Source organism: Bacteroides stercorirosoris (assembly GCF_900142015.1).
Lineage (GTDB): Bacteria > Bacteroidota > Bacteroidia > Bacteroidales > Bacteroidaceae > Bacteroides > Bacteroides stercorirosoris.
The window spans coordinates 71,352-93,392 of record NZ_FQZN01000013.1; the positions used below are offsets into that span (position 1 = coordinate 71,352).

A 22,041-nucleotide genomic window follows, 5' to 3' on the forward strand; every position below is an offset into this window, starting at 1 on the left:
CGATAATCACTTTATTTCCTATCTTTGCGGCTAAATAAAAAAGAAACATGAAGTTTTCCGAACTACCACTGAATGACCAAGTGCTTGATGCGCTGGAAGCCATGCGCTTCGATGAGTGTACACCCATACAAGAGAAATCTATCCCCGTTATACTTGAAGGCAGAGATTTAATAGCCGTAGCACAAACCGGAACCGGTAAGACCGCTGCTTATTTGCTGCCAATACTGAACAAACTTTCTGAAGGCGGACATCCTGAAGATGCTATCAATTGCATTATAATGTCACCCACACGGGAATTGGCACAGCAGATTGACCAGCAGATGGAAGGATTCTCCTATTTTATGCCTGTTAGTAGTGTGGCCGTCTATGGAGGTAATGACGGAATACTTTTCGAGCAACAAAAGAAAGGGTTGATGCTGGGCGCCGATGTAGTGATAGCTACTCCGGGACGTTTGATAGCCCATCTCAGTCTGGGCTATGTGGATCTCTCCCGTGTCTCCTATTTCATCCTCGATGAAGCCGACCGTATGCTCGATATGGGATTTTTCGATGATATCATGCAGATTGTGAAGTACTTGCCCAAAGAACGGCAAACTATCATGTTCTCTGCCACCATGCCTGCCAAGATACAACAACTTGCCAATACCATTCTCAATAATCCTGCTGAAGTAAAACTTGCGGTTTCCCGTCCTGCTGATAAAATAGTACAGGCAGCCTATGTATGCTACGAAAACCAAAAACTGGGCATAATCCGCAGCCTCTTTGCAGAACAAACTCCGGAGCGGGTTATAATCTTTGCATCGTCTAAACTGAAAGTAAAAGAAGTGACGAAGGCTTTGAAAATGATGAAGTTGAATGTAGGAGAAATGCATTCTGACTTGGAACAGGCGCAACGTGAGCAGGTAATGCATGAATTCAAAGCCGGACGGGTAAATATCCTTGTGGCTACCGATATTGTGGCGCGTGGTATTGACATTGACGACATTCGTCTGGTCATTAACTATGACGTGCCACATGATAGCGAAGATTATGTTCATCGCATTGGTCGTACGGCACGTGCCAATAATGATGGTGTTGCTCTGACTTTTGTCAACGAGAAGGAACAAAGTAACTTTAAGCAAATAGAAAACTTCCTGGAAAAGGAAATCTATAAAATACCTGTGCCGGAGGAATTGGGTGAAGCTCCTGAATATAAACCCCGTAGTTATGATAGAGGACGGCGTAACTTCTCCAAAGGAGGTAGGAATACCAATAGAGGTGGTGGAAACGACCAGAAGAAAAGTGCTTCAAAAAGAAGAAATAATGCTCCAAAGAGGAATAGCAATGGTTCAGGGAGCGGTCAGAAATAAAAAATCCCTTATAGGTTTTATTTAATGGTGGAGTTCTACTCCACCATTTTTATATGTAGTTGTTTGTCTGAGTCTATGGTCAGGCTTACGAGATGATAAACCGAACTCTCCGGTATTTGGAGCGTTGCCTCATAATGATAGCCTTTTCCGTCTACTCCCATGAAATTCATGTCAGCAAGGATAGTCTGATTCAACTCTTCTTCCGGAAAGATATTCGCAAACATTTTCTTGGTAATATCTTTTCCATACAGCTGATTTCTTCCTTCATATACACAGATATGTATTACATTGTCGTAATATACATTATCCATGCTGATTCCTTCTTCAGAATAAGCAGTTTTAATGACTTTCATTTGAGAAGGGTTGATATAGACATAGCCTCGATAACGGGTTCCTTTATATACTACCACGCTATCTTTTTTTATTATTTCCTGAATGGAAGGAGTGATTTCTGTTTCCTGACTGGAAAATGCCAGCGTATCTCCCGGATTGTCCGATTTGTGCAGTTTTACAATCTCATCGGAGAGACTATGGAACCAGAAACTATACTCCGTCTGCCGGTCTATCTTATAAGCCGTGGGTGTATTTCCACGTACATATATCGTATCACGTACAACCTTGAAGTAGACAGGCAGATTCTGCGGGTCGATATAATAAATAGTATCACCGTTAATACGCATTAACGGTATATCTGTCTCGTCATCCAGCCAGATACCTTGCAATAGTTTTTTTGCGGTTAAGTCTTCCCTACCGGAAGTCTCTCCGTTTTTAGCACCGTTACAAGAAGCCAGCATCATAACGAGTACCATGGAAATAGCACCCCACTTTATCATAACTCCCTCTGTTTTTGTTTTATTCTCAATGGCCGATGCAATGGTAAGAAAAACCTTGCTCTTCCATATCTTTTTTATCATAGATATTACGTCCGTCCAGCACTACCGGCTGTTCCATCGTTTTCTTGATGACTGCCCATGATGGCAAACGGAATTCTTTCCATTCTGTAACCAGCATCATAGCGTCGGCATCAAGCACAGCATCATACATATCCTTTGCGTAATAAATGCTTTCACCTATTCGGCGGCGGCATTCATCCATCGCGGCAGGATCGTAAGCACGCACTTTACATCCGGCTTTCAACAATTTATCTATCAAAACCAGTGAGGGTGCTTCGCGCATATCATCCGTTTCCGGCTTGAAAGCCAGTCCCCATAAGGCAATGGTTTTTCCTTTCAGGTCGTTATTAAAATGTTTGCAGAGCTTGTTGAAAAGGATGCTCTTTTGCGATTCATTTACTTCTTCCACCGCATGAAGCACGCGCATCTGATAACCATTCAACTCAGCTGTCTTGATGAGTGCCTTCACGTCTTTTGGGAAGCAGGAACCGCCATAGCCAATACCCGGATACAAGAATTTCCGTCCGATGCGGGTATCCGAACCGATACCGCTGCGCACCATATTTACGTCTGCACCTACCAATTCACAAAGGTTTGCAATGTCATTCATAAAACTGATACGGGTGGCAAGCATTGAGTTGGCTGCGTATTTTGTCATCTCGGCAGAAGGAATATCCATGAAGATGACGCGGAAGTTATTCAGTAAAAACGGTTTATAGAGCTTGCTCATTATTTTTTTTGCACGTTCGGACTCTACTCCCACCACTACACGGTCAGGACTCATAAAGTCGTTAATGGCGTTACCCTCTTTCAGGAATTCGGGGTTGGATGCTACATCAAATCCTATGTTGACACCTCTTTTATCCAGTTCCTCCTGAATGGCAGCACGCACTTTCTTTGCTGTACCTACGGGAACGGTACTTTTGGTGACTACCAGCATATACTTCTGCATATTCCGTCCGATGGTACGGGCAACTTCGAGCACGTAGCTAAGATCGGCGCTTCCATCTTCGTCAGGAGGAGTACCAACGGCACTGAAGACGACTTCCACATCGTTCAGACAACTTTCCAGTGAGGTTGTGAAGTGCAGGCGACCGGCTTTTACATTGCGGTTCACCATCTCTTCCAATCCACTCTCATAGATGGGGATGACGCCTTTCTTCAATGCTTCTATTTTTTCACTGTTGGTGTCTACACAAATAACGTTGACGCCAATTTCTGCAAAACAGGTTCCAGTCACCAGACCGACATATCCTGTACCGACGATAGCTGCTTTCATACTCTTTAATTAAAAATATACCGCCTCCCGGAAAAGTGGAGCGACTTTATCTTTGGGGGATAATAGTAATTGTTCTTCGGCAACAGGCCAGTCTATGCCTATCGTTTCGTCATTGAAACGGATAGAAGCTTCTGCCTGCGGAGTATAGGCATTATCGACTTTATAGGTGAAAACAGCTTCATCACTGAGCACCAGAAACCCATGAGCAAATCCACGGGGAATGAAAAGCTGGCGTTGGTTCTCTTCACTCAATTCCGCACTAACGTACTTACCGAATGTCGGAGATGATTGGCGCAGGTCTACCGCTACGTCCAGCACTTTTCCTTTAATGACACGTACCAGCTTGGCCTGGCAATATTCGCCCTTCTGATAGTGCAACCCGCGCAACACGCCGAAAGAGGATTTCGATTCGTTGTCCTGAATGAAATGGACGTTGCCGACGTGCGCTTTGAACTCCTCTTCTTTGAAGGCTTCCATGAAATAACCGCGTTCGTCACGAAATACTTTCGGTTCAATCAGCCATACACCATCAATTTCCGTTTGTATGTAATTCATCTTTTTCAGAATGTTTTATGTACTTTCAACTGGCAACCTAAATTGTCGCCATATATCTCTCCGATGTCGAAAGCGACGGAAGCATTGAAGCGCCATCCCTTCCATTTACGGGGAGCATAGAAAACTGATGCAAAAGTAGAAAAATTTTCTAATATATCGGGTATAGGTTTGAAAGGAGTTCCCCAAGTTTTATTATATGATAGTTTTGCGAAGTAAGTCCACTCTTTGCTGATGTCTCCGCTCCACCCCAAATGCATTGCCCGGATGCGGTTGTATTTGAAGGTCATGTCACCGTCTTTGTTGTAGATGGGGGAAGTAATCAAAGGGTTGGCCATAGTCATTCCCCAGTGTACCCAGCCGGGGTACCAGTCATTATTATAATAATCGTCGGCACCTCCCGTTTTCTCTACTACGGTGAAATCCACTCCATGCATCGGACCGCTCTGGTTAGTAGTCTGATAGTACTCCAGTACGAAACCGTTGATAGCCTGTTTATGATTAGATTTGTATTCGATGCCCCACAGACCGTCAAATCCGTTAAGTTTGCCCATTCCGCTGAAATCATCGTAATAATTTTCCAGATAAGCGCTGATGGAGAAATCCTCATGACGATAAGTCATCCGAATATGTTCGCTACCCATAAAATTGCCTTGATAGGCTATTTGTTCACCCTCCGGACTACTGTCATCTCCACGGCTGGGAATGAATACTTTGAAATAATCTTTCCAGCTATTTCCAAGATCTCCGGCATCCATTCCATCGCTCTTATAACCACCGAACTGTACATCCAGACTCATTCCTAAATCCAGTTGCCATTTACCTTGTGGCACACCAATGCGAAGGAAACCGCTTTTATGGTGATATTTGATACTCTTGGTATACCAATAATCCACTCCTACCTGATTTTTCTGATAATTGTTGTCAGTAAACCATCCGTATGAAATTTCCGCTTTTAAAGCAAGGCGGGGCAAAATCTGTACATACTCCGGCAAACCAATCCAAACCTGTGGAATAGGTCTTGCATTACCTGACCAGGTCAGGCCGCCACTACTTAATTGTTGGTTTAATAATGGAGAGTCAATTTCCTTACTACCAATAGATAATCCTAACCATTTATATCGAATATCAGCATATGCCTGCTGTAATATGAAGGTGGATGTGAAACCGGAAGCCACTGCCATATCCAAGCCACCTTCTAATCTCCAATGACGAATTGTATCTGTATAGAATGCTCCCCCTCTCAGATAAGTATTATTGTCAATTGAGGAAAATCCATGTTGATTACTTACCTGCCACATGGGAGTATTGTCACCAGTATGGACAGATGCACCGTATTCAACGAAAGAAGAGACATTTTGTCGCTTCAGTCCGCCCTGTGCTTTCATTATTGACGAAGCAGGGCAACATAACAGGATGGCAAGAATATACCAGGATGTACGCATAGATTATCGGAATATTATTTTTAATGTCTTGAACATGATTTTCATATCCAATGCCAATGACCAATGTTCTATATACCAGATATCATATTCCACCCTTTTCTTCATTTTATCCGGTTTTTCCGTCTCACCGCGCAAGTTGTGTACTTGTGCCCAACCGGTTATTCCCGGCTTCACCAGAAGCCTTTTGTTGTAGTCGGGAATAATACTGCAATACTGCTCTGTATGAATCAACATGTGTGGGCGTGGACCTACGATAGACATCTCTCCTTTCAGCACGTTCCAGAATTGAGGTAACTCATCAATGCTGGTGATACGTAAGAAGCGTCCAAGCGGAGTGATACGAGGATCGTCATCGTATGCCTGTTGCGTATCAGATTCCCTATTCGGCAACATCGAACGAAATTTATAACAAGTAAACTCCCGTTTATATTGTCCATTCCTTTTTTGTGAGAATATTATTTTACCGGGCATCTTTATCTTGATGCAACATCCTATGATGATATATGCCCATGGATATATCAGAATTAGGATTATTGAGGCAAATACGATATCTAATATTCGTTTAAGAATTCGGTTGCATTTCCGTTGCAGGGGGAAATGATATGCTGGATAATGTATATTCATACTAAAACACTACAATACTCTTGACTTATGAAACGGCAAATCTTTTCCTATATTGTTTTATACTATCAAAGAATCATAAATTTTTTTAGTACGTAGGGCGATATACGGCCAATTGTATGCTGAAAGATTATAAGTAATCCGTTCAGTCTGAATACTTTCTATTCTCTTTTCTAATGTTTGTTGCATATCGGTGAAATCACCGCTTTTAAAGTAACACTCATCCGGTAATCCTATTTCTTTATTTGCCGGTATATCACTTGCAAGTATTGGAGTGCCATAACTCATGGCTTCAAGTAGTGCAATGGGTAAACCTTCATGGGTAGACGGCAATACAAATAATCTCGCATATGCATATAACTCCGCAAGTTTTTCTCCCTTTACAAAGCCTGCCAGACATATATTTTTCTCATCTCTGCATGCTTCTTTCAATTTTTGTACATAGCTATCCTGATGATCGGCACTGCCGACTATGACCAACTTCAAAGATGGTGAAGAAAGCTGTTTGAATACTTCTACCAGCTTGTCGAAGCCTTTTTCTTTCACAAGTCGTCCTACGGCTAAAATGTAATTATATTCCGTCAGCCCTAAGCCTTGAATGAAGTCAGTACCGGGTGTTTGGGAAATGGCTTTAACTCCATTATGTATCAGTGTAATGTTTTTCTTCGAAGGATATTTATGTAAAATCATCTGCCGTATATGTTCTGCAATCACGATTATATGATTTGCATAATGTATCCCTGCTTTTTCTCCTGTACGGAGTATCCATTTGGCAAGATTTCCCCATTTTTCACGGTTGTAGTCCGGGCCATGATGCGTCACTACCACTTTCGTGCCCAGCATACGTGCTATCGGGGTCATCAGAGCCGGACCTACTGCATGAATATGTACAATGTCGGCTCCTATTCTTCGAGCATACAATACAGCCAGAAAAGTGTGCAGAAAGGCCTCCAGATACTTGTTTCGCACCACCTTTATATCCTTTATGGTAACTTGTCTGTACGTTTTTACAGTATGGTCTATTGCATAGTCGGGACGACGAACAACAATAATTTCATGTTGCTTATCTGCAATTAGCGGATAGAGTTCCTCGCAATGCGTTTCTATCCCTCCTTGTATGCCGGGAATGCCTCTGGTACCGGTGACTACTATCTTCATTCCTCTTTATCGTCTAAGGTTATGGAATATCCCAGTAGCGACTGTAGCTTTTGATATAATACCCACCTCATTGGGGTAGCTATATATTTTTTCATGACCGGAGCAGCCGTTCCTACCATCCAGCAATTTTTAGGACACTCGCGTACACGTTTTCTGATACGTTCAGCTTGTTCGCCTCTCCATAATTCCTCGAAAGAAGACATGGTACGGATATTCCCCATACTTTCTTTCCAGTATTTGCTTTCCAGCCCATTGCAGGGATAAATGTCGCCGTAAGGATCTACAAAGAAATTAACCAATCCCGCTTCACAAGGCAGCAAACGAGGTTTTCCTTTGATATAATTAATTAATCCCCAGTTAAAGTAAGCCCGAAACCAGGATTTCGGATGCTTTTCTTTTAATTGCCACTCTATTAATTTACCAAAATTGCTACAAACTTCTGTTTGGTTGGTAATCACATTATCTGTTTTATGAAAGTAATATGAGTTATGCAGAGCCGCAGTTGCAAATTCCATTCCCAGCGAGCGGGACAAACGGTATAGCGAAAGCATATCAGCTGAATTGGAGTTGGAAACTGTAATTCCGAAACCTATATCTTTCACTCCCATCTCCTTTAGTTGCAACAAGGTACGAAGTCCCTTATCAAACCCGCCTTGTCTTCCTCGAAGTTCATCATTCTTCAAGGACAATCCTTCAATACTAATACGTATCCCTATTTTAGGAAACTTTTCGGCTAAACGGATAATACGTTCTTCAAACCATCCTGAAGTTGAGATAACGACGCGAGGAGATTTACGGAATGCTACTTTTACGATTTCCTCCAGATCTTCCCGGATAAAAGGTTCTCCCCCTGTGATATTTATGAATTTTACTTTCGGAAGTTTTTCAATTTCCGCCGGACTGATTTCATTATCTTTATCTGTGGGATTTTGCCATATATTACACATCTGGCACTGCATCGGGCAGCGATATGTAACAATGATACACATATCAGTGGGCGAATTTATAGCGGATTTCATATATATGTAGTTTATTTGTTTGCAAAAATACTATTTTTCACTCCTTTCCTACTATTTCAAGCCACTTTTGATAATAATGCTCACCAGAGTAGCGTTGCAATGCAGCGGTGGATAATTTATTTCGATTGGCAGAAACAACAGTATTGAACATTTTAGTAATGAGTGAAGGCAATTCTTCATCTTGAGTGAAAAGGTGATTAAAGCTGCAGGTTTCTACTAATTCCGGTATGCCCCCCATATTCCGTCCTAACACAGGAGTACCACAACACATGGATTCTATTACGCTCAATGGGTTATTTTCATAACAAATAGAAGGAATGACAGTAAATGATATTTTCTTGAGTAATTCAATAGTATCCTTTGCCCCCAGGTGTCCGAGAAAGATTATGTTATTTGCAGTATATTTCTTCTTCAGGTCAGCATCTAAAGGCCCGCTACCGGCAATATATAATTTATAAGGCAAACGAGAGGCAGCTTTTAAAAGCGACTCAATTCCTTTTTCTTGTGAAAGTCGTCCTATATATGCATATGCTTCTTCCCGTATGGGGTTGGGGGTATTTATTATATACTGCACTTGTTCTTCTCCAATGAAGTTATTAATGACCTGCAGTTTATTGGCCGGATATCCTCCTTGCTGCATTTTTTCCGCCATGAACTGACTGGGACAGATAAAACTATTTGTCCATAATGAGAGCTTGTTCTTATTCCAGTTCATGGCTTCTCCCCAAGCCAATAGGCTTGCCAGAAAACTATTCTTCATGCATTTACGGAGTAGTACTTGCTTTTTATCCGTAAAGCATGCTTCACAGGTATTTCCTTTACAAAGACAGCTATATGAAGGGCAAATCAGTTTATAGTCATGGAGTGTCCAGATTACTTTGATCCCTCTTTGGTATGCCAGTTTCGCAATTATAGGTGAAAGATACGAATGAATATTGTTCAGGTGCACAACATCAGGCCGAAATTCATCTAAAAGTTTTTTGAAGTTTTGCGCTACTCCTGTCCCCCATATAATGCGGTTGGCAGCTTTTATTTTTCCTTGCAGATTCCTCGCCGAGAAGCTTATTTCTTCGGCAAAATATCTATTTTTTTCACATACTATATTTTGTGGATAACTCATTGCATAGAGACACACGTCATGCCCTGCATTACATAATAATTGTTTCAGATTTAGGGAGTGGATGCAGTCACCTCCCCGAAGATATAGGAACTTATTTACAATGAGAATTCTCATAGTTATTTTATATTGAATTGTTTTATGAATTTGTTGGGAAGTTCCGATAATAAGAGTTGGGAAGAATAATGTGAGCAATTATCCACATAATACTGATTGTTCATCACTATTTCATACATATCTTCTTCTGTCCAATTATCTTTGGCTATTCCTAACTTATTCTGTGCTATCCATTCATGGCTATACGGAACCGTATTTGTAAGAACTGGAGTCCCTGCTACTATGGCTTCTCCTATCGACAACATATTTAGTTCTTTCCTGGAATTGCAAAGTAAACAAACAGATTCGCTTAAATATTTACTCAATTCTCTTTGCGGGATTCTTCCCAAAAAGAGAACTTGATTACCCAGTTGGTTACTTTGGACATAGTCTTTCAGATTCTCTGATTCCTCTCCTTCTCCGATTATGTATAATGAATATTGCCTGTCAGGATATCGTTCTATGAATTTTTTATAGGAGATGATAATAGATATTACATCTTTATCTCTATCCAAATGGGCTATAACGATAAATGAAGCTTTCTTTTCCTTTTGGAAATGAAATACTTTTCCATCTACACCGTGGTCTATAAAATTAGAAGAAACATTCAAACCAAACTGTTTAGTGAATTTACCTGCTATAAGGGAGCGGGGTATAACTCTTACCTTGCGCATAAATGCGCGCGCTACAAGATGATACCATATCAAAGATGGCAATCTGAAGAATTTTCTATTATGATCGCCTGATTCTTGCCATATGAGAGTTTTATTTGGTGCTAAGCATGTAGCAAATAGAGAATTAAACGAAAAAATCTCGCTGCTGATAATCATATCAAACTGTTCTTTACGCTTCTTGATGAAGCGAATCAGTTGCGGATGAAAAGGCAACACTGTTGGCAAGAACAGTTTGGGCAGCACAGAACGGAAATAAACTATTTCTATGGGAAAATCCTGCTGATTGGTTGGCTTATATTCTTCCGCAGCTATTAAAGTCACCTCATGTCCCTGATTAACAAATTCTATACCCAGTTTTATAATCATACAATCCTCAATGGAAGTTACTTGAGGGATAAATCTCCCTTTAGGTGTGGTGCGGGGAGTATATAGTATAGAATTCAGTAATAATATACGCATGTTACTTCATTTTAATCTTTATTTTCTGCGTTTTAAAAACGCCACAATACCTGCCATAATTACAAATTCAATGAATAGGTACACAACGGCATATCCATGTTCCTTCCATGTCTCTATGGCAAAGTAGTAACATACACATGAGAATAGGTTACTCAATGCCATAATAATGATATAGATACGTATACGGCCTTCTGTGAAATATATTTTCATGCATGCCAGGCTGACGGCGGTAAAAGGCATCGCAAATGTCATTATACCGATAAGGGATGACAGCTTTTCCATGGCGGCATACGGCATTTTTCCTAATCCGAACAATTCTTCAGCAATAAAAGTGCGTAGCAGGAAGATAGCCAAAGAAGTGCATATCGTGAACAGGAATAAGCGTAGGGTCACCTGGAAAGTAACATGGTACATTTCTTCCTTCTCACCTTGGCTGTATAGATTGTTGAGTTTTATTTGAAGTACAGAAGTTATTTGCTGTATGAGTGCTAACGGAGCTTGGATAAACTTCTGTGCATAATTGATGACAGTTATTATTCCCGGTTGATATTGGGACAACAAATACATAGGAAAAGTAGATGCAAAAATAATAATTCCCTGATTAATGGCCAGCCCGGTTAGTGCTTTGCTTTGTGAACGGACAAGAGCGAATCGTACTAACGAGAATTTCCACCTCAGTTTTTTCTTCATAAACCAAAGCAACAAGATAATATTCAGCAGACATGCACAGCAACTACTATACATCACAATTGAAACATCAGCTTTCTGTCCTAATAAGATTAGTGCAACAATCCCACTAAGGTTTATCATGAAATTACACGAAAGCCCTAACGTAAAATACTTGAATGAAACCAATATTTCACTTATATAGAGATTTACTATGATAAGGAGGGTCAGTGGGAAAAACAAGTAATATACTGAGATGTGACTGCGGATATCTTGGGCGGGGAAATTCATAATCCATTCCGGTGCCTGTCTGCCGCCAACTATACAGAATAGAAGTAATATCCCTGCTGCCAATAATAAGAATGTGTAAAGAAATGAATTATGAAATTGCATTTCGGCCTTTGTCGACTCATTATAGCGCAGGAACATCGCTTTAGGAATTAAAATAGATGTATTAAGTGTTTGCACCAGTCCACCTACTAAAATAGCTATGTTATATAAATAAAAATAAATGTCCGTTCCTGTATTTGCCCCCAGGTAGTAAGCAATCAAGAGTTGCATGACAAAAGCTGTCAGTTTACTTCCGACGCTGAAAGCAGAAGAATACACGGCTCCTTTTTTATATGTCCCAATCTTTAGCTTCATTTATTCGGAGATAATATAAGACCTAATAATATCAATATGAATAATCCCCGGTTTTGCGTAAAAGTAGCATCGGCAATTCCCTCTATCAGAAAGAATATAAATATTAGCAAAACAAACAATTGCATAGTGGGCAATAGTTCTTTCGTTGATTTCCGGAGGATTGAGAACCAAAAAGCAAAATAGAGTATGACACCTGTGACTCCAAATTGGGCTAATTCGGGATAGAATGCATCACATATAAATGCAGGCATATCTTTTGATAATCCCCACAAGTGATTGATTTCGTAAGCGGCGTAGACAGGAGAATAATATTCTGCTGAAGCGAATGTTCCAAAACTTCCCAGTCCACTTCCGAAAGGAAAATAATCATATAAGATTTGTATGGAAGTGAGCATCATGGCAGGACGGCTCCACATTTCCCGGGAGTTCATCATGCCATCCACATAATAGAGTATAATCTTATCTTTTGCCAACCAGATAGTTATTAAAGCAAGACACCCGAACAGGGCTATTGTTTTTATGTTAAAACGTATTTTTCCGCCCACTTTCATATAGATCATCAGAAAAATGGCGATTGCCCAGAAACCATAAAATTTAGAACGGGTGGAAATCAGTCCGATAGTCAATATTAACAATAAGACGGCAATATCGCTCCATGAATTGGTAGAACAATAGCTAAGTAGAAAAAAGGTAGCGACAATAGCTGTCGCATAACGGGATTGATGGCCAAAGAATAAGAAATTAACATCAATGATTCCTAAAATGAGAAGTCCTCCTGCTACTGCTATGCACAAAATGGACAAGAAACGTTTCTGGGATACGGTTAGTGCCGGAGCTATCAATAAAGTACAATAAAATCCCAGAAAAGGCTTTATTTGCGTTAAGAAATCCACACAAATTGCAACGGGAGTATTGGATTTGATAAGAAATGAGTATATCAAGTAGAATATAAAGATTCCGGTAACTATTCCTAAGGGCATCAATTCTTTCCAATTTCTACGTTCCATTACCACCATCCCGGTAAAGGCAACAAGAAAGAGAGCCATTAACTCATCTACATAGTCAAAACCGATGAAATCATAAAAGATAACCCCGAATAAATAGCCAAATATGAGAAAGGCAAAAAATAAGTTGTTTTTAGAGAACACCAACCGGGATAGCATGGCTTATTTTGTTTTAGAAAAAACGAATACCTGAAAACTAATAACGATCAGTGACAGAATGAAAGTTGCAGCAAGTGCTATTACCAGCACAAACACTTTGCGTGGATATACAGGTTTTGCCGAACTATATGCTGCGTCTACCACCCTACCCGCCTGCTCGTCCGGGGAGTTTACCAATTCTTTCTCCTGCAATTTTTGCATGAGGAATAAATAGACAGTTTCTTTAATTCTTTGCTGGCGCTTCATTTCGATGTATTCCCGTTCTTGGGTGGGCAGAGCAGTGAAACGTTCTTCGAATGCCTTTTTTTTCTTATTTATAGACTCCAGATTAATATGCACGCTTTGTCGGATAGCAATTATAGACTCCAACAACATTTCACGTTGCTTGGCCAGTTGCTTATCTAAAACTTCCAGAGCTGGATTTTCTTTTTCAGAAGAAAAAAGCAAACGTTGGCGTTCAAGTATCAATTGATTATAATGTCCTCCTTCAATTCCGCCTACAGTAGGTACTGCGGCATATTTGTTCAAGGGATTTTTGATGTAATCCTCTACATAATCCAATAATTTCAAACGGGCTTCCGTTTCCAAAACAATATTTTCCAGTCCCTGATGCTCGGTAACGGTCATGTGAGCGTGCAAAGATAGTTCTGGCATATCATTTTGTTTCTTGTAAGTTTCTATCCGATGTTCCAGATATGCAAGTTCCGTAGTAACGGTATCCAAGCGTTCCTTTACAAACCTCGCATTGATAGTGGCTTCCTTTACTTTTACATTCCGGCTATATTGGTTATAAGTGGACATGATAGTATTTAAGAAGTCATATCCCCGCTGTTTATTCTCGTTTTTAAACAGGAGGAGGAGTATATCTGAAATGGTTTCCTGTGCACCTGCGTATAAAGCATCATACAATTTCTCATAAGTTTGCTGCAATGGAGCAATCCGGGTAGTCAGTGTTTTTTTTCCGGAAGCAGAAATAGTTGCGTTTGGGGCAATCATAATGGTACCAATGGGCAATTGCAATCGGCAAGGCAGCGGTTGTTCTTTTATTTTCACGGTCTCAAATAAAGTTGATTTTATTTGGGCTGATTTTATGACTCCATCCGACAGTGTCAGTTTTATTTTCACCGATTTACTTAAGGTGTCTAAAAACTGTTCGGGAAAGAGGAATGTTACCGGATTGTCTTTTCCATAGAGCAGTACGTTTTTCAAACCTTGCCGTTCACGCGTTTCCACTTGGTATCCGGTTTCAAGGATTGCTTCAGTCATATTGGTACGCGACATCAGTACTATTACTTCATCTTCCACACTACTTCCTGAACTATTCCCGCCCAACATTGCACCTATACCCGTACTTTTCAGCATTTTCAGTTCAGACATCATTCCTTGATTATCTCTGATAAGCTGCATACGTGCTGTAAACTGATATTCTTGAGGTGTGGCCATCAGAAAACAGATGGCGGCAATTAAGCAGATAATGCCGATAGGTATATATATTTTCCAATAGGCCAGGAATTGTTTCAACAGCGCTCCTATATGTATGTTTTCGTCATTCATAACTAAGTGATTTATTTTACCAATAATGCAATCCCCAGCGATGCCAATACCGACAAAGCACTGATTATAGTTGATGCCAAAGATACATTAAATTGTCCGTTCTGGCTATATCGGGCATTTCCTTTTCTGGCTTTGTTGGGCTCCACATAGAGAACGTCATTCTGTTGTAGATAATAATAGGGTGAAGCCAGAGTCTCTGTGGATGTCAGGTCAAAGCGGTGGTATTCTTTTTTCCCGTTGTTATCACGGATTAGGAGCACATTCGTACGGTTGCCATAGATCGTTAAATCTCCTGCCATACCGAGGGCGTCAAGTACGGACAGGCGCTCATTGGGCACATTTACCGTTCCGGGTTTATTTACTTCACCCAGTACGGAAACTTTGAAATTCCTTATCTGTATCGTAACAATCGGAGATTTGACATAGGCGGAAATCTTTTCAGTCATCAGGTCTGTCAATTCACTACGCGTCATATCGGCAACATGCAGCTTGCCGAGTACCGGGAAATCAATCTCTCCGCGGGAATTAACCAGATAGGTATGCAGTACGGGAGTAGAGGTTACATGGGTTTCTCCTGGTGCCAGATAACTGGAAAGTGGCATGTTGAAGATCGCTACGGCATTAGGATCTGTTCCTGACACAGTGATGGATAGCTGATCGTCGGGAACTATGCGTGGAGTGTAATTGACAGTCTCTTCTGCAAGGACTGCTGCCTGATTATCTAAATCCTGAAAATAAGTAATGGTATTATCCGTGGTTTTACACGACGTCAATAATAAAAATGAGAGGATAGATATAATCGTTTTAATCTTCATTGTATATTTCATAACTTTTATAAGTGATTGGCTACAAAAATAACTCTTCTATGTCAATAAACGTTCGATTTACAGGTTTATTGTTAGATTAACTTATAATTTGTGCCCGATTCTGAAATACCCTTTTGTTATCATTAGGTTGGAAATCCGGTTTCTTTCTTCTTCTGGAATTATAACACCGTTTTTCCGGAAAATACTGCAACCTAATCCTTTCCAGTTGTAATGATTGGCGCCCATCAAATCCAGCAAAGTGGGATAAACGTCTATTTGTTCAATGGGAGCATTATATTGCAACTTCTGAGGAGAATTTAAGATAATCATGGCAATTTCTTTGTCCTCCGGGAGTGTCTCTTTCCTGTTTTCCACCCGGTTTCTATTCATTTCGTTATGATCCGAAACAATAACTATTATAGAATTATCATATATGCCTTTCTGTTTCAGCTCCTGGATAAACTTCCCGATAGCATCATCACAAAAGCGTACCGTTTCCAGATAATTTCTAACCTCTGCAGTATACATTCGTGACCGGGATATTTCTGTAGCCGGAATACGTAGTTTGTCATAAGGATAATGCATACTGATAGTAACCAATTGTGCATAGAACGCAGACTGGATGTTTTCTAACCGGACAGCTGCCTCCGTCAATAAGGTATGGTCGTCTATCTCTTCTGAATCTTTAAAATTGTGTTTGTCATATAACTGCATGAAGCCATAGGAGTTAAAGGCATTCTTTTGATTCCAGAATTTAGCATCATCGCAAACTACAGCCAATGAATGATATCCGCTAAGCGCCTTAGATATAGACGGATATGGAGCTTTACCAAAACGAACTGCCACTGCGCCATTCTGTATGGGCAACAGTCCGGTATTATACATAAAATGAGCATCACTGGAGCGGCCGTTTCTAACCTGTGGTTGCATATGCAAGGCAACTATGGCATTTTCTTCTCTACAAAAGCGATTCAGGTTAGGAGTCACTTCTACACTGTCTATACGGAAGTTGATTGTCCACGAGTTTAAAGATTCCACGACAATCATTATCAGATTGGGACTTCCTTCCGCTGCAAACCGATTATCTGAATATTTCGGACAATATCGGGACAGATAAGTTCCGATTTCCTCCTTTTCTTCCATACTTAATGTTCTGTTCTCTAATAATTCATCTATGAATGAATAAATACAATATGCAACAAAACCATTAAGCTCAAAATAAGATATATTATTATAAGTATTTACATATTTTCCACCAATGTGAATAAATGTACGTACTTTTTCTTTTCTATAATATGAATAAGCGTTTGCTGCATGAATGGAAATCGAGCAAAACAGAATGACTGCTACATAAAAAAATCTTTGGTTTCTTTTGATCTTGACTTTTTGGATTAGCTTTAAAAAGAATAACCGATAAATAAGAAATAAAAGAACTGGTAGCACAACGAAAAAGATATCAGTATATCTCATGGATGCTTTTACGCTACGCATCAGTAATGGAGAAATATTTTCAAAAAGGAGGAAAGAAGAAAAAGGCATAAGATCATCATACGTCCGGTAATACCATAGCTGTGATAGCCCCCAGAAAGTGAATGAAAAAAGAATAATGCTTACATAGAATCCTCGCAGTTTGCGCGGAATTACCCAATATGGCAATAGCAGCAATAATGCGTCAGATATGGAGCGAAGCCCGTAGGTCGTCAGTTGGGAGTCTCTGTCATAATCAAGAATGATAAATTGACGGAGCCATAACAGTTGCAGAATGATGCATAACACTGCAAAAGTATAGAATATTTCAAGCGAGTATTTATTTAAGATTTCAGATAACCTGTTTTTCATGTTTTATTGGTTTTAAAATATGAGATTTTAATGAAAACGATACTTTTTTATGTTTATTGCACTGATTTTGTGTTTAACACTAATGACCGAGCCCCTCTAAGGCTTAGTTGTTTATAATTTGTTGAAAAGAAAAATGCCCTGAAACTGGCTTATATCCGAGATTTCCGTTACTTTTGCACCATGATTGAATTGGCACAACATATAGAAGCTTTATTATTGGAAAATGACTGCGTCATTGTTCCGGGTTTGGGAGGATTTGTAGCTCATTATGCTCCGGCTACGAGAGTGAAAGAAGAGAATATTTTCCTGCCCCCTACCCGCATCATCGGTTTCAATCCGCAACTGAAGATGAATGACGGTTTGCTGGTTCAATCTTATATGTCAGTGTATGGTACCAACTTCTCGGATGCTACTAAGACCGTAGAGCGTAAGGTGGATGAATTGATAGCCGCTCTGCACGAAGAAGGTAAAGTGGATTTGCCGAATGTAGGCGAAGTACGTTATAGCATCCATAACACATTCGACTTCGCACCTTATGACAACAAGATTACAACCCCTTATTTATACGGGCTGGATGCATTTGAGATGAAGGAACTGTCGGCAATAGAAAAGCCGCAGGCTGAAAGGTTTGTTCCTTATTCTGTTCCCGCTGCTATCAAAAAGGAAAAGCGCACGTTTGCTATCAGGTTCAATCGTGCTTATCTGACAAATGCCGCTGCAGTGGTGGCTGCTGTTATTCTTTCTTTCTTCTTTTCCACTCCAATAGAAAACACAGAGGTGATAGAAGAAAACTATGCAAAGTTACTTCCGGACGAGCTGTTTGAAAAGATAGAAAAGCAATCTCTGGCTATTACACCGATTATCGTAAAGCAGAACACCCCTACACGTAAACCCGCTAACAAGCAAGCAGCGGCACAAAAGAAAGTTATAGCTCCCGTTGCTGTGAGAGAGGTTAAAGTAGGCAAGGCACCGGCTGCATCTACTGAAACAAAAACAAAAGAAGAAGTTTCTCATTCAGTTGCTGCTCCTAATACTGCAAAACAGAATATGCAACCTGCCGCAAAGCCGGTCGTTGCTACTCCCAAAAGACCCTACCATATTATTATTGCCAGCGTCGGAACTGAGCAGGATGCAGAAAAGATGGCAGCACAGTTGGTTGCTAAAGGCTTTTCGGGTGCAAAAGCTATTGTCGGGGATGGCAAGATGCGTGTCAGCATTGAGTCTTGCGGTACGGAAGTAGAAGCTTATCAGGCATTGTCAAGAGTCCGTGAAAACGAAGACTATAAGAATGCCTGGGTATTGAAAAAGTAATCGCATAAGTGATAAAGTTATATTTCCTATCTTTTAACTCTTTAATTTTTAATTTCCATGAAGCGTATCCGTTGCCCCAAATGTGAGAATTATCTTCAGTTTGACGAAACAAAATATGGCGAAGGCCAGTCTCTAGTCTTCGTTTGTGAGCATTGTGGAAAACAGTTCAGTATTCGTCTGGGGAAAACAAAGATGCGTGCTCCCCAAAAAGAAGAATGCCCGGATGAAGAGGAATTTAAAGATGCTTTAGGTAGTATCACAGTGATTGAGAATGTTTTCGGTTTTAAGCAAGTGCTTCCCTTGCAGGAGGGAGACAACGTAATCGGCCGCCGTTGCGTCGGAACGAATATCAATACCCCTATCGAGACATCGGATATGAGCATGGATCGCCGCCACTGCATTATTAACGTAAAACGCAATAAACAGGGGGGGCTGGCATATACATTGCGTGATGCTCCCAGCCTGACAGGAACCTTCCTGAACAATGAAATTCTGGGTGATAAAGACCGTATCCGCATTGAGGATGGTGCAATTGTCACTATCGGAGCCACAACGTTTATTTTGCGCAGTGGAGCAAGCGAGGAATCCGGCAAGCAGTAATTCAAATCCCTGAAATGCCACATCTCAGCGTCCGAAATGCCACATTTCGTGGAGGCAAATGCCACACTTGGACGTGTCTAAAGCGTGGCATTTGCTTTACTCAGGTGTGGCATTTGCCCTGTTGAGCTGTGGCTTTCGGGTTGTTCAAGTGTGGCATTGCAGGTATCATCAGCAGTTTCTTTTTCTTTTGTTGATGATGATGTTATTATATCTTTTATATTCTCTTTAAATACTTCACGGCTTATTACTTTATTTGTGCTGGTTTCTAGCGCGTTAGCCTGTTTATTGTCCATGCTTTCCTCTGCTGTTTTTGGCCGATTTTCGTCATTTTTTGCACTAGCAAAGGCATTTGCTCTATCATTTTTTACCGTTTTTTTCTCCTTCTTTTTCACCGGATTCAGTTCTTCGGGACTGAAGAATCCGTCTTCTTCGAGTATGAAAAGTTGGAATCCAAAGATGATTTTCTTCAGGTATGCAAACGGCAGCTTTTTGCCCTTGCAGTAAGGACGCAGATATTCGAGCTTTGCTCGGGAGTCGGGCAACAGGCTCAGTTTTTCGATGATGATCCAGTAGGCTCCGATTCCTTTAGGGCCTTCCTTGTCGAGCAAGGTTTGCATCCGGGGATCATACATGGCCATGAGCGGATGTTGGAGATAAAAATTTCGTTTCATTTTCGTTCTTATTTTATTGGTTTACTCAAATACATACGGGAAAAGTTGCTGGAAACAGGGGCATTTGTTGTACCGACTGTGTCTCTTTCGTAGCGTTTTCTCTTTGCAGGTACAAATATAAGCATAAGCAAAGCCGGGCTAATGTGCGGTCTGTCTGTATTTCCCTCTTGCCAGAGAACCTGTGGCGGTGATTTTATGAAATGAACCGCACATTTCGTAAATATGCTATAAATGTGTTGGCTTAATATTTTTTAACCAATAAGTGGAAAAAGGAAGCTAAATGTAATGAGCCCGGTACAATACCGAGCTCATTATGAAGAGAATTTATAAAGTTATAATTTAACGTCCATTTTTTGGGGAGGGGGCAGTACAAAATAACACACACTCCCTCTCATTCATATCCGTTTGAAATTCGACACAATACACTTTGGGCGTTGGGTGTAACGACTAAAAACATTGTTAGTTATCAACCCGTTTCCACTTGCGTACCTCCTCCACTGTACTGGTTTTGGTAGGACTATCATCTACTTTTTCTGTGTGATCTATTTCATAATGATAATCACAATGCCCGCAATTCACTTCCTGATGATAAGTGATGCTCCCCGTCCAATACTCATGAGTTGACACCTTATCCTTGCTTTCATAGCGCGTTTCCCATTCTACAAAATCAAAACCTTTCTCCTTGATTTTCCCTTTTTTTCGCGTAGTATACTCATGGCGTTTCACATTTGACTCTTTTACCTTTGAAGTAGCCTTTAGGGTATGCTGCCCGCATTGGGGGCATGCAAATTCTTCAATGGATTTCCAGTCTCCCGTTGTATCGGCCTTACGATCCTCGTGTGTATGGTGGTGGCAGACAGCACACTCTGTATCTATTTCCACCAATTGGTGTTCTCGCCTACGCGCTTTCTCTACATCAATAATCGTGTTTTTTATCCAACTTGTTCCCCATATAGGCTCTACATCCACACCTGTCAAATAAGTGATTTCAACTACATTCAATTTATTTAGTACTGCGCATGACGGGCAACGGGCGTCACGGATAGAAAGTTTTTCTACAGCTGCACACATCCATATCAGCAGCAATAGACCTCCCGGTAAAAGGATAATCCAAAGAGAATTGAATAAGTAGAGACAAGAAAGCAACAAGATATACATCCAGGGAATCATGTATACATATTCCAGCTTAGCAATAAACGAGTTTTTCACTCCCGGCATGCGCCCCAGCGCAACAAACAGGAGGCTTGCTGCTCCATATACGATCAGCGTCAGTCCACCCAATATCAATAAGAAGAGTACCATCCTCATGAGAAACCAGAAAATGGAGGAGAAAATCCCCTTGAACCACGAGCCGAATTTACTGCTTAATGATTTGTGATGTAGCGGCTGATTATCAGCATCTACCGTAAAGGGTTGGAAGTTGGTGACAAGATTCCAGCTGATTATGTAATAGAAGAAAGGCGCACTGGTATATAAGTTGTATTTCAATTCCGAAGTACGTTCCGTACGTACCACAAGTCCCTGTTCATCTACCGTGAGCAGCACCCCTTTTGTTCTTCCTTCTCCTTTGGCCAGCACAATTTGTGGAAAATAATAAGAACGTGTTGATACATCGGCCATCAGATAGTCTCCAGCTTCTTTGCGTATGCGTTCTAATGAGAAACCATTCAATGAATCAGCTCGATAGACATAGCGGAAATCAGGATTCATTGCTCGTAGTTCTTCTGTTTCACCTTCAACCGCCAATTGGGGCACACCGAAACGATTGCCGTTTTCATCTTCTACAATCCATGTCCAACGCCCCTCTTTAGCAATGCCTTTCAGGCTTGTACCGGCTTTTAATGTTTCGTTGGTTTCTTCAAGTTTTCCACTCTCACCCGACCACACGTATACCCATTTATTACAGTCTTCCTTCAGCACAATCCTCACATCTTCTTTCGTCAGCTCTCGCGAAGGACTCCAGAAAAGGAAAAAGGCGAAACATACCAGACATACTACAAAAGCTATAAGACTCATCGTTAAAGAAGTCGTCTTACAGTACTCTCTTCTTTTTAATTCTTCTTTCATTTTATCTATTTTATCGTTATAATATCTTGGCAATTATACGCAAATTCAGAAATATTA

Annotated in this window: 19 protein-coding genes; 3 read left to right on the forward strand and 16 right to left on the reverse strand. The window is 40.6% G+C overall.

Translation table 11 applies throughout. From position 1 onward, the window contains the following. The first annotated feature begins 47 nt into the window (after positions 1-47). Positions 48-1,349: a DEAD/DEAH box helicase gene (locus BUC01_RS11290; protein WP_025831075.1), complete on the forward strand. Its 1,302-nt coding sequence runs from the start codon at positions 48-50 to the stop codon at positions 1,347-1,349. 35 nt (positions 1,350-1,384) lie between these two features. On the opposite strand, the gene BUC01_RS11295 is transcribed toward BUC01_RS11290, so the two are convergent. The 14 genes from BUC01_RS11295 to BUC01_RS25475 form a co-directional block, all read right to left on the reverse strand. Then, positions 1,385-2,182 carry a DUF4738 domain-containing protein gene (locus BUC01_RS11295; RefSeq protein WP_025831076.1) on the reverse strand — a complete coding sequence of 266 codons (798 nt, stop codon included), beginning with the start codon at positions 2,180-2,182 and terminating at the stop codon, positions 1,385-1,387. Between the two features lie 25 nt (positions 2,183-2,207). After that, complete coding sequence (locus BUC01_RS11300) at positions 2,208-3,521, reverse strand: UDP-glucose dehydrogenase family protein (protein ID WP_025831077.1); 1,314 nt, start codon at positions 3,519-3,521, stop codon at positions 2,208-2,210. A gap of 9 nt (positions 3,522-3,530) precedes the next feature. Beyond that, entirely contained in the window at positions 3,531-4,076 is a 546-nt protein-coding gene (rfbC, locus tag BUC01_RS11305) for a dTDP-4-dehydrorhamnose 3,5-epimerase (protein WP_025831078.1), read from the reverse strand. 5 nt (positions 4,077-4,081) lie between these two features. Continuing rightward, positions 4,082-5,461, reverse strand: coding sequence for a capsule assembly Wzi family protein (locus BUC01_RS11310; RefSeq protein WP_034524121.1), 1,380 nt, complete (start codon positions 5,459-5,461; stop codon positions 4,082-4,084). Between the two features lie 60 nt (positions 5,462-5,521). Continuing rightward, on the reverse strand, positions 5,522-6,142 hold the full coding sequence (locus BUC01_RS11315) for an exopolysaccharide biosynthesis polyprenyl glycosylphosphotransferase (RefSeq protein WP_025831080.1): 621 nt from the start codon (positions 6,140-6,142) through the stop codon (positions 5,522-5,524). Positions 6,143-6,199: 57 nt separating this feature from the next. Beyond that, positions 6,200-7,297: a glycosyltransferase family 4 protein gene (locus tag BUC01_RS11320; protein ID WP_025831081.1), complete on the reverse strand. Its 1,098-nt coding sequence runs from the start codon at positions 7,295-7,297 to the stop codon at positions 6,200-6,202. Continuing rightward, complete coding sequence (locus BUC01_RS11325) at positions 7,294-8,316, reverse strand: radical SAM protein (protein ID WP_025831082.1); 1,023 nt, start codon at positions 8,314-8,316, stop codon at positions 7,294-7,296. The genes BUC01_RS11320 and BUC01_RS11325 overlap by 4 nt, the downstream gene beginning before the upstream one ends. A gap of 37 nt (positions 8,317-8,353) precedes the next feature. Next, a complete protein-coding gene (locus tag BUC01_RS11330; RefSeq protein ID WP_073313766.1) occupies positions 8,354-9,550 on the reverse strand; it encodes a glycosyltransferase in 1,197 nt (398 codons plus the stop codon). Positions 9,551-9,552: 2 nt separating this feature from the next. Continuing rightward, entirely contained in the window at positions 9,553-10,662 is a 1,110-nt protein-coding gene (locus tag BUC01_RS11335) for a glycosyltransferase (protein WP_025831083.1), read from the reverse strand. Positions 10,663-10,680: 18 nt separating this feature from the next. Beyond that, positions 10,681-11,973 carry a lipid II flippase MurJ gene (locus BUC01_RS11340; RefSeq protein WP_025831084.1) on the reverse strand — a complete coding sequence of 431 codons (1,293 nt, stop codon included), beginning with the start codon at positions 11,971-11,973 and terminating at the stop codon, positions 10,681-10,683. Beyond that, positions 11,970-13,136 carry a hypothetical protein gene (locus BUC01_RS11345; RefSeq protein ID WP_025831085.1) on the reverse strand — a complete coding sequence of 389 codons (1,167 nt, stop codon included), beginning with the start codon at positions 13,134-13,136 and terminating at the stop codon, positions 11,970-11,972. The genes BUC01_RS11340 and BUC01_RS11345 overlap by 4 nt, the downstream gene beginning before the upstream one ends. Before the next feature lie 3 nt (positions 13,137-13,139). Further along, complete coding sequence (locus BUC01_RS11350; RefSeq protein WP_025831086.1) at positions 13,140-14,690, reverse strand: GumC family protein; 1,551 nt, start codon at positions 14,688-14,690, stop codon at positions 13,140-13,142. An 11-nt stretch (positions 14,691-14,701) separates the two neighbouring features. After that, entirely contained in the window at positions 14,702-15,505 is an 804-nt protein-coding gene (locus tag BUC01_RS11355; RefSeq protein WP_025831087.1) for a polysaccharide biosynthesis/export family protein, read from the reverse strand. 93 nt (positions 15,506-15,598) lie between these two features. Then, positions 15,599-16,639, reverse strand: coding sequence for an LTA synthase family protein (locus BUC01_RS25475; RefSeq protein ID WP_159106493.1), 1,041 nt, complete (start codon positions 16,637-16,639; stop codon positions 15,599-15,601). 876 nt (positions 16,640-17,515) lie between these two features. On the opposite strand from BUC01_RS25475, the gene BUC01_RS11365 reads away from it, so the two are divergent. After that, positions 17,516-18,646 (forward strand): HU domain-containing protein, encoded by a 1,131-nt coding sequence (locus BUC01_RS11365; protein ID WP_025831089.1) that lies wholly within the window; start codon positions 17,516-17,518, stop codon positions 18,644-18,646. Positions 18,647-18,703: 57 nt separating this feature from the next. After that, positions 18,704-19,246 carry an FHA domain-containing protein gene (locus BUC01_RS11370; protein WP_025831090.1) on the forward strand — a complete coding sequence of 181 codons (543 nt, stop codon included), beginning with the start codon at positions 18,704-18,706 and terminating at the stop codon, positions 19,244-19,246. Positions 19,247-19,323: 77 nt separating this feature from the next. On the opposite strand, the gene BUC01_RS11375 is transcribed toward BUC01_RS11370, so the two are convergent. Both BUC01_RS11375 and BUC01_RS11380 read right to left on the reverse strand, forming a co-directional pair. Beyond that, positions 19,324-19,917 carry a DUF4373 domain-containing protein gene (locus BUC01_RS11375; protein WP_025831091.1) on the reverse strand — a complete coding sequence of 198 codons (594 nt, stop codon included), beginning with the start codon at positions 19,915-19,917 and terminating at the stop codon, positions 19,324-19,326. Positions 19,918-20,376: 459 nt separating this feature from the next. Beyond that, positions 20,377-21,984 carry a hypothetical protein gene (locus BUC01_RS11380; RefSeq protein ID WP_139261860.1) on the reverse strand — a complete coding sequence of 536 codons (1,608 nt, stop codon included), beginning with the start codon at positions 21,982-21,984 and terminating at the stop codon, positions 20,377-20,379. Positions 21,985-22,041 lie beyond the last annotated feature (57 nt).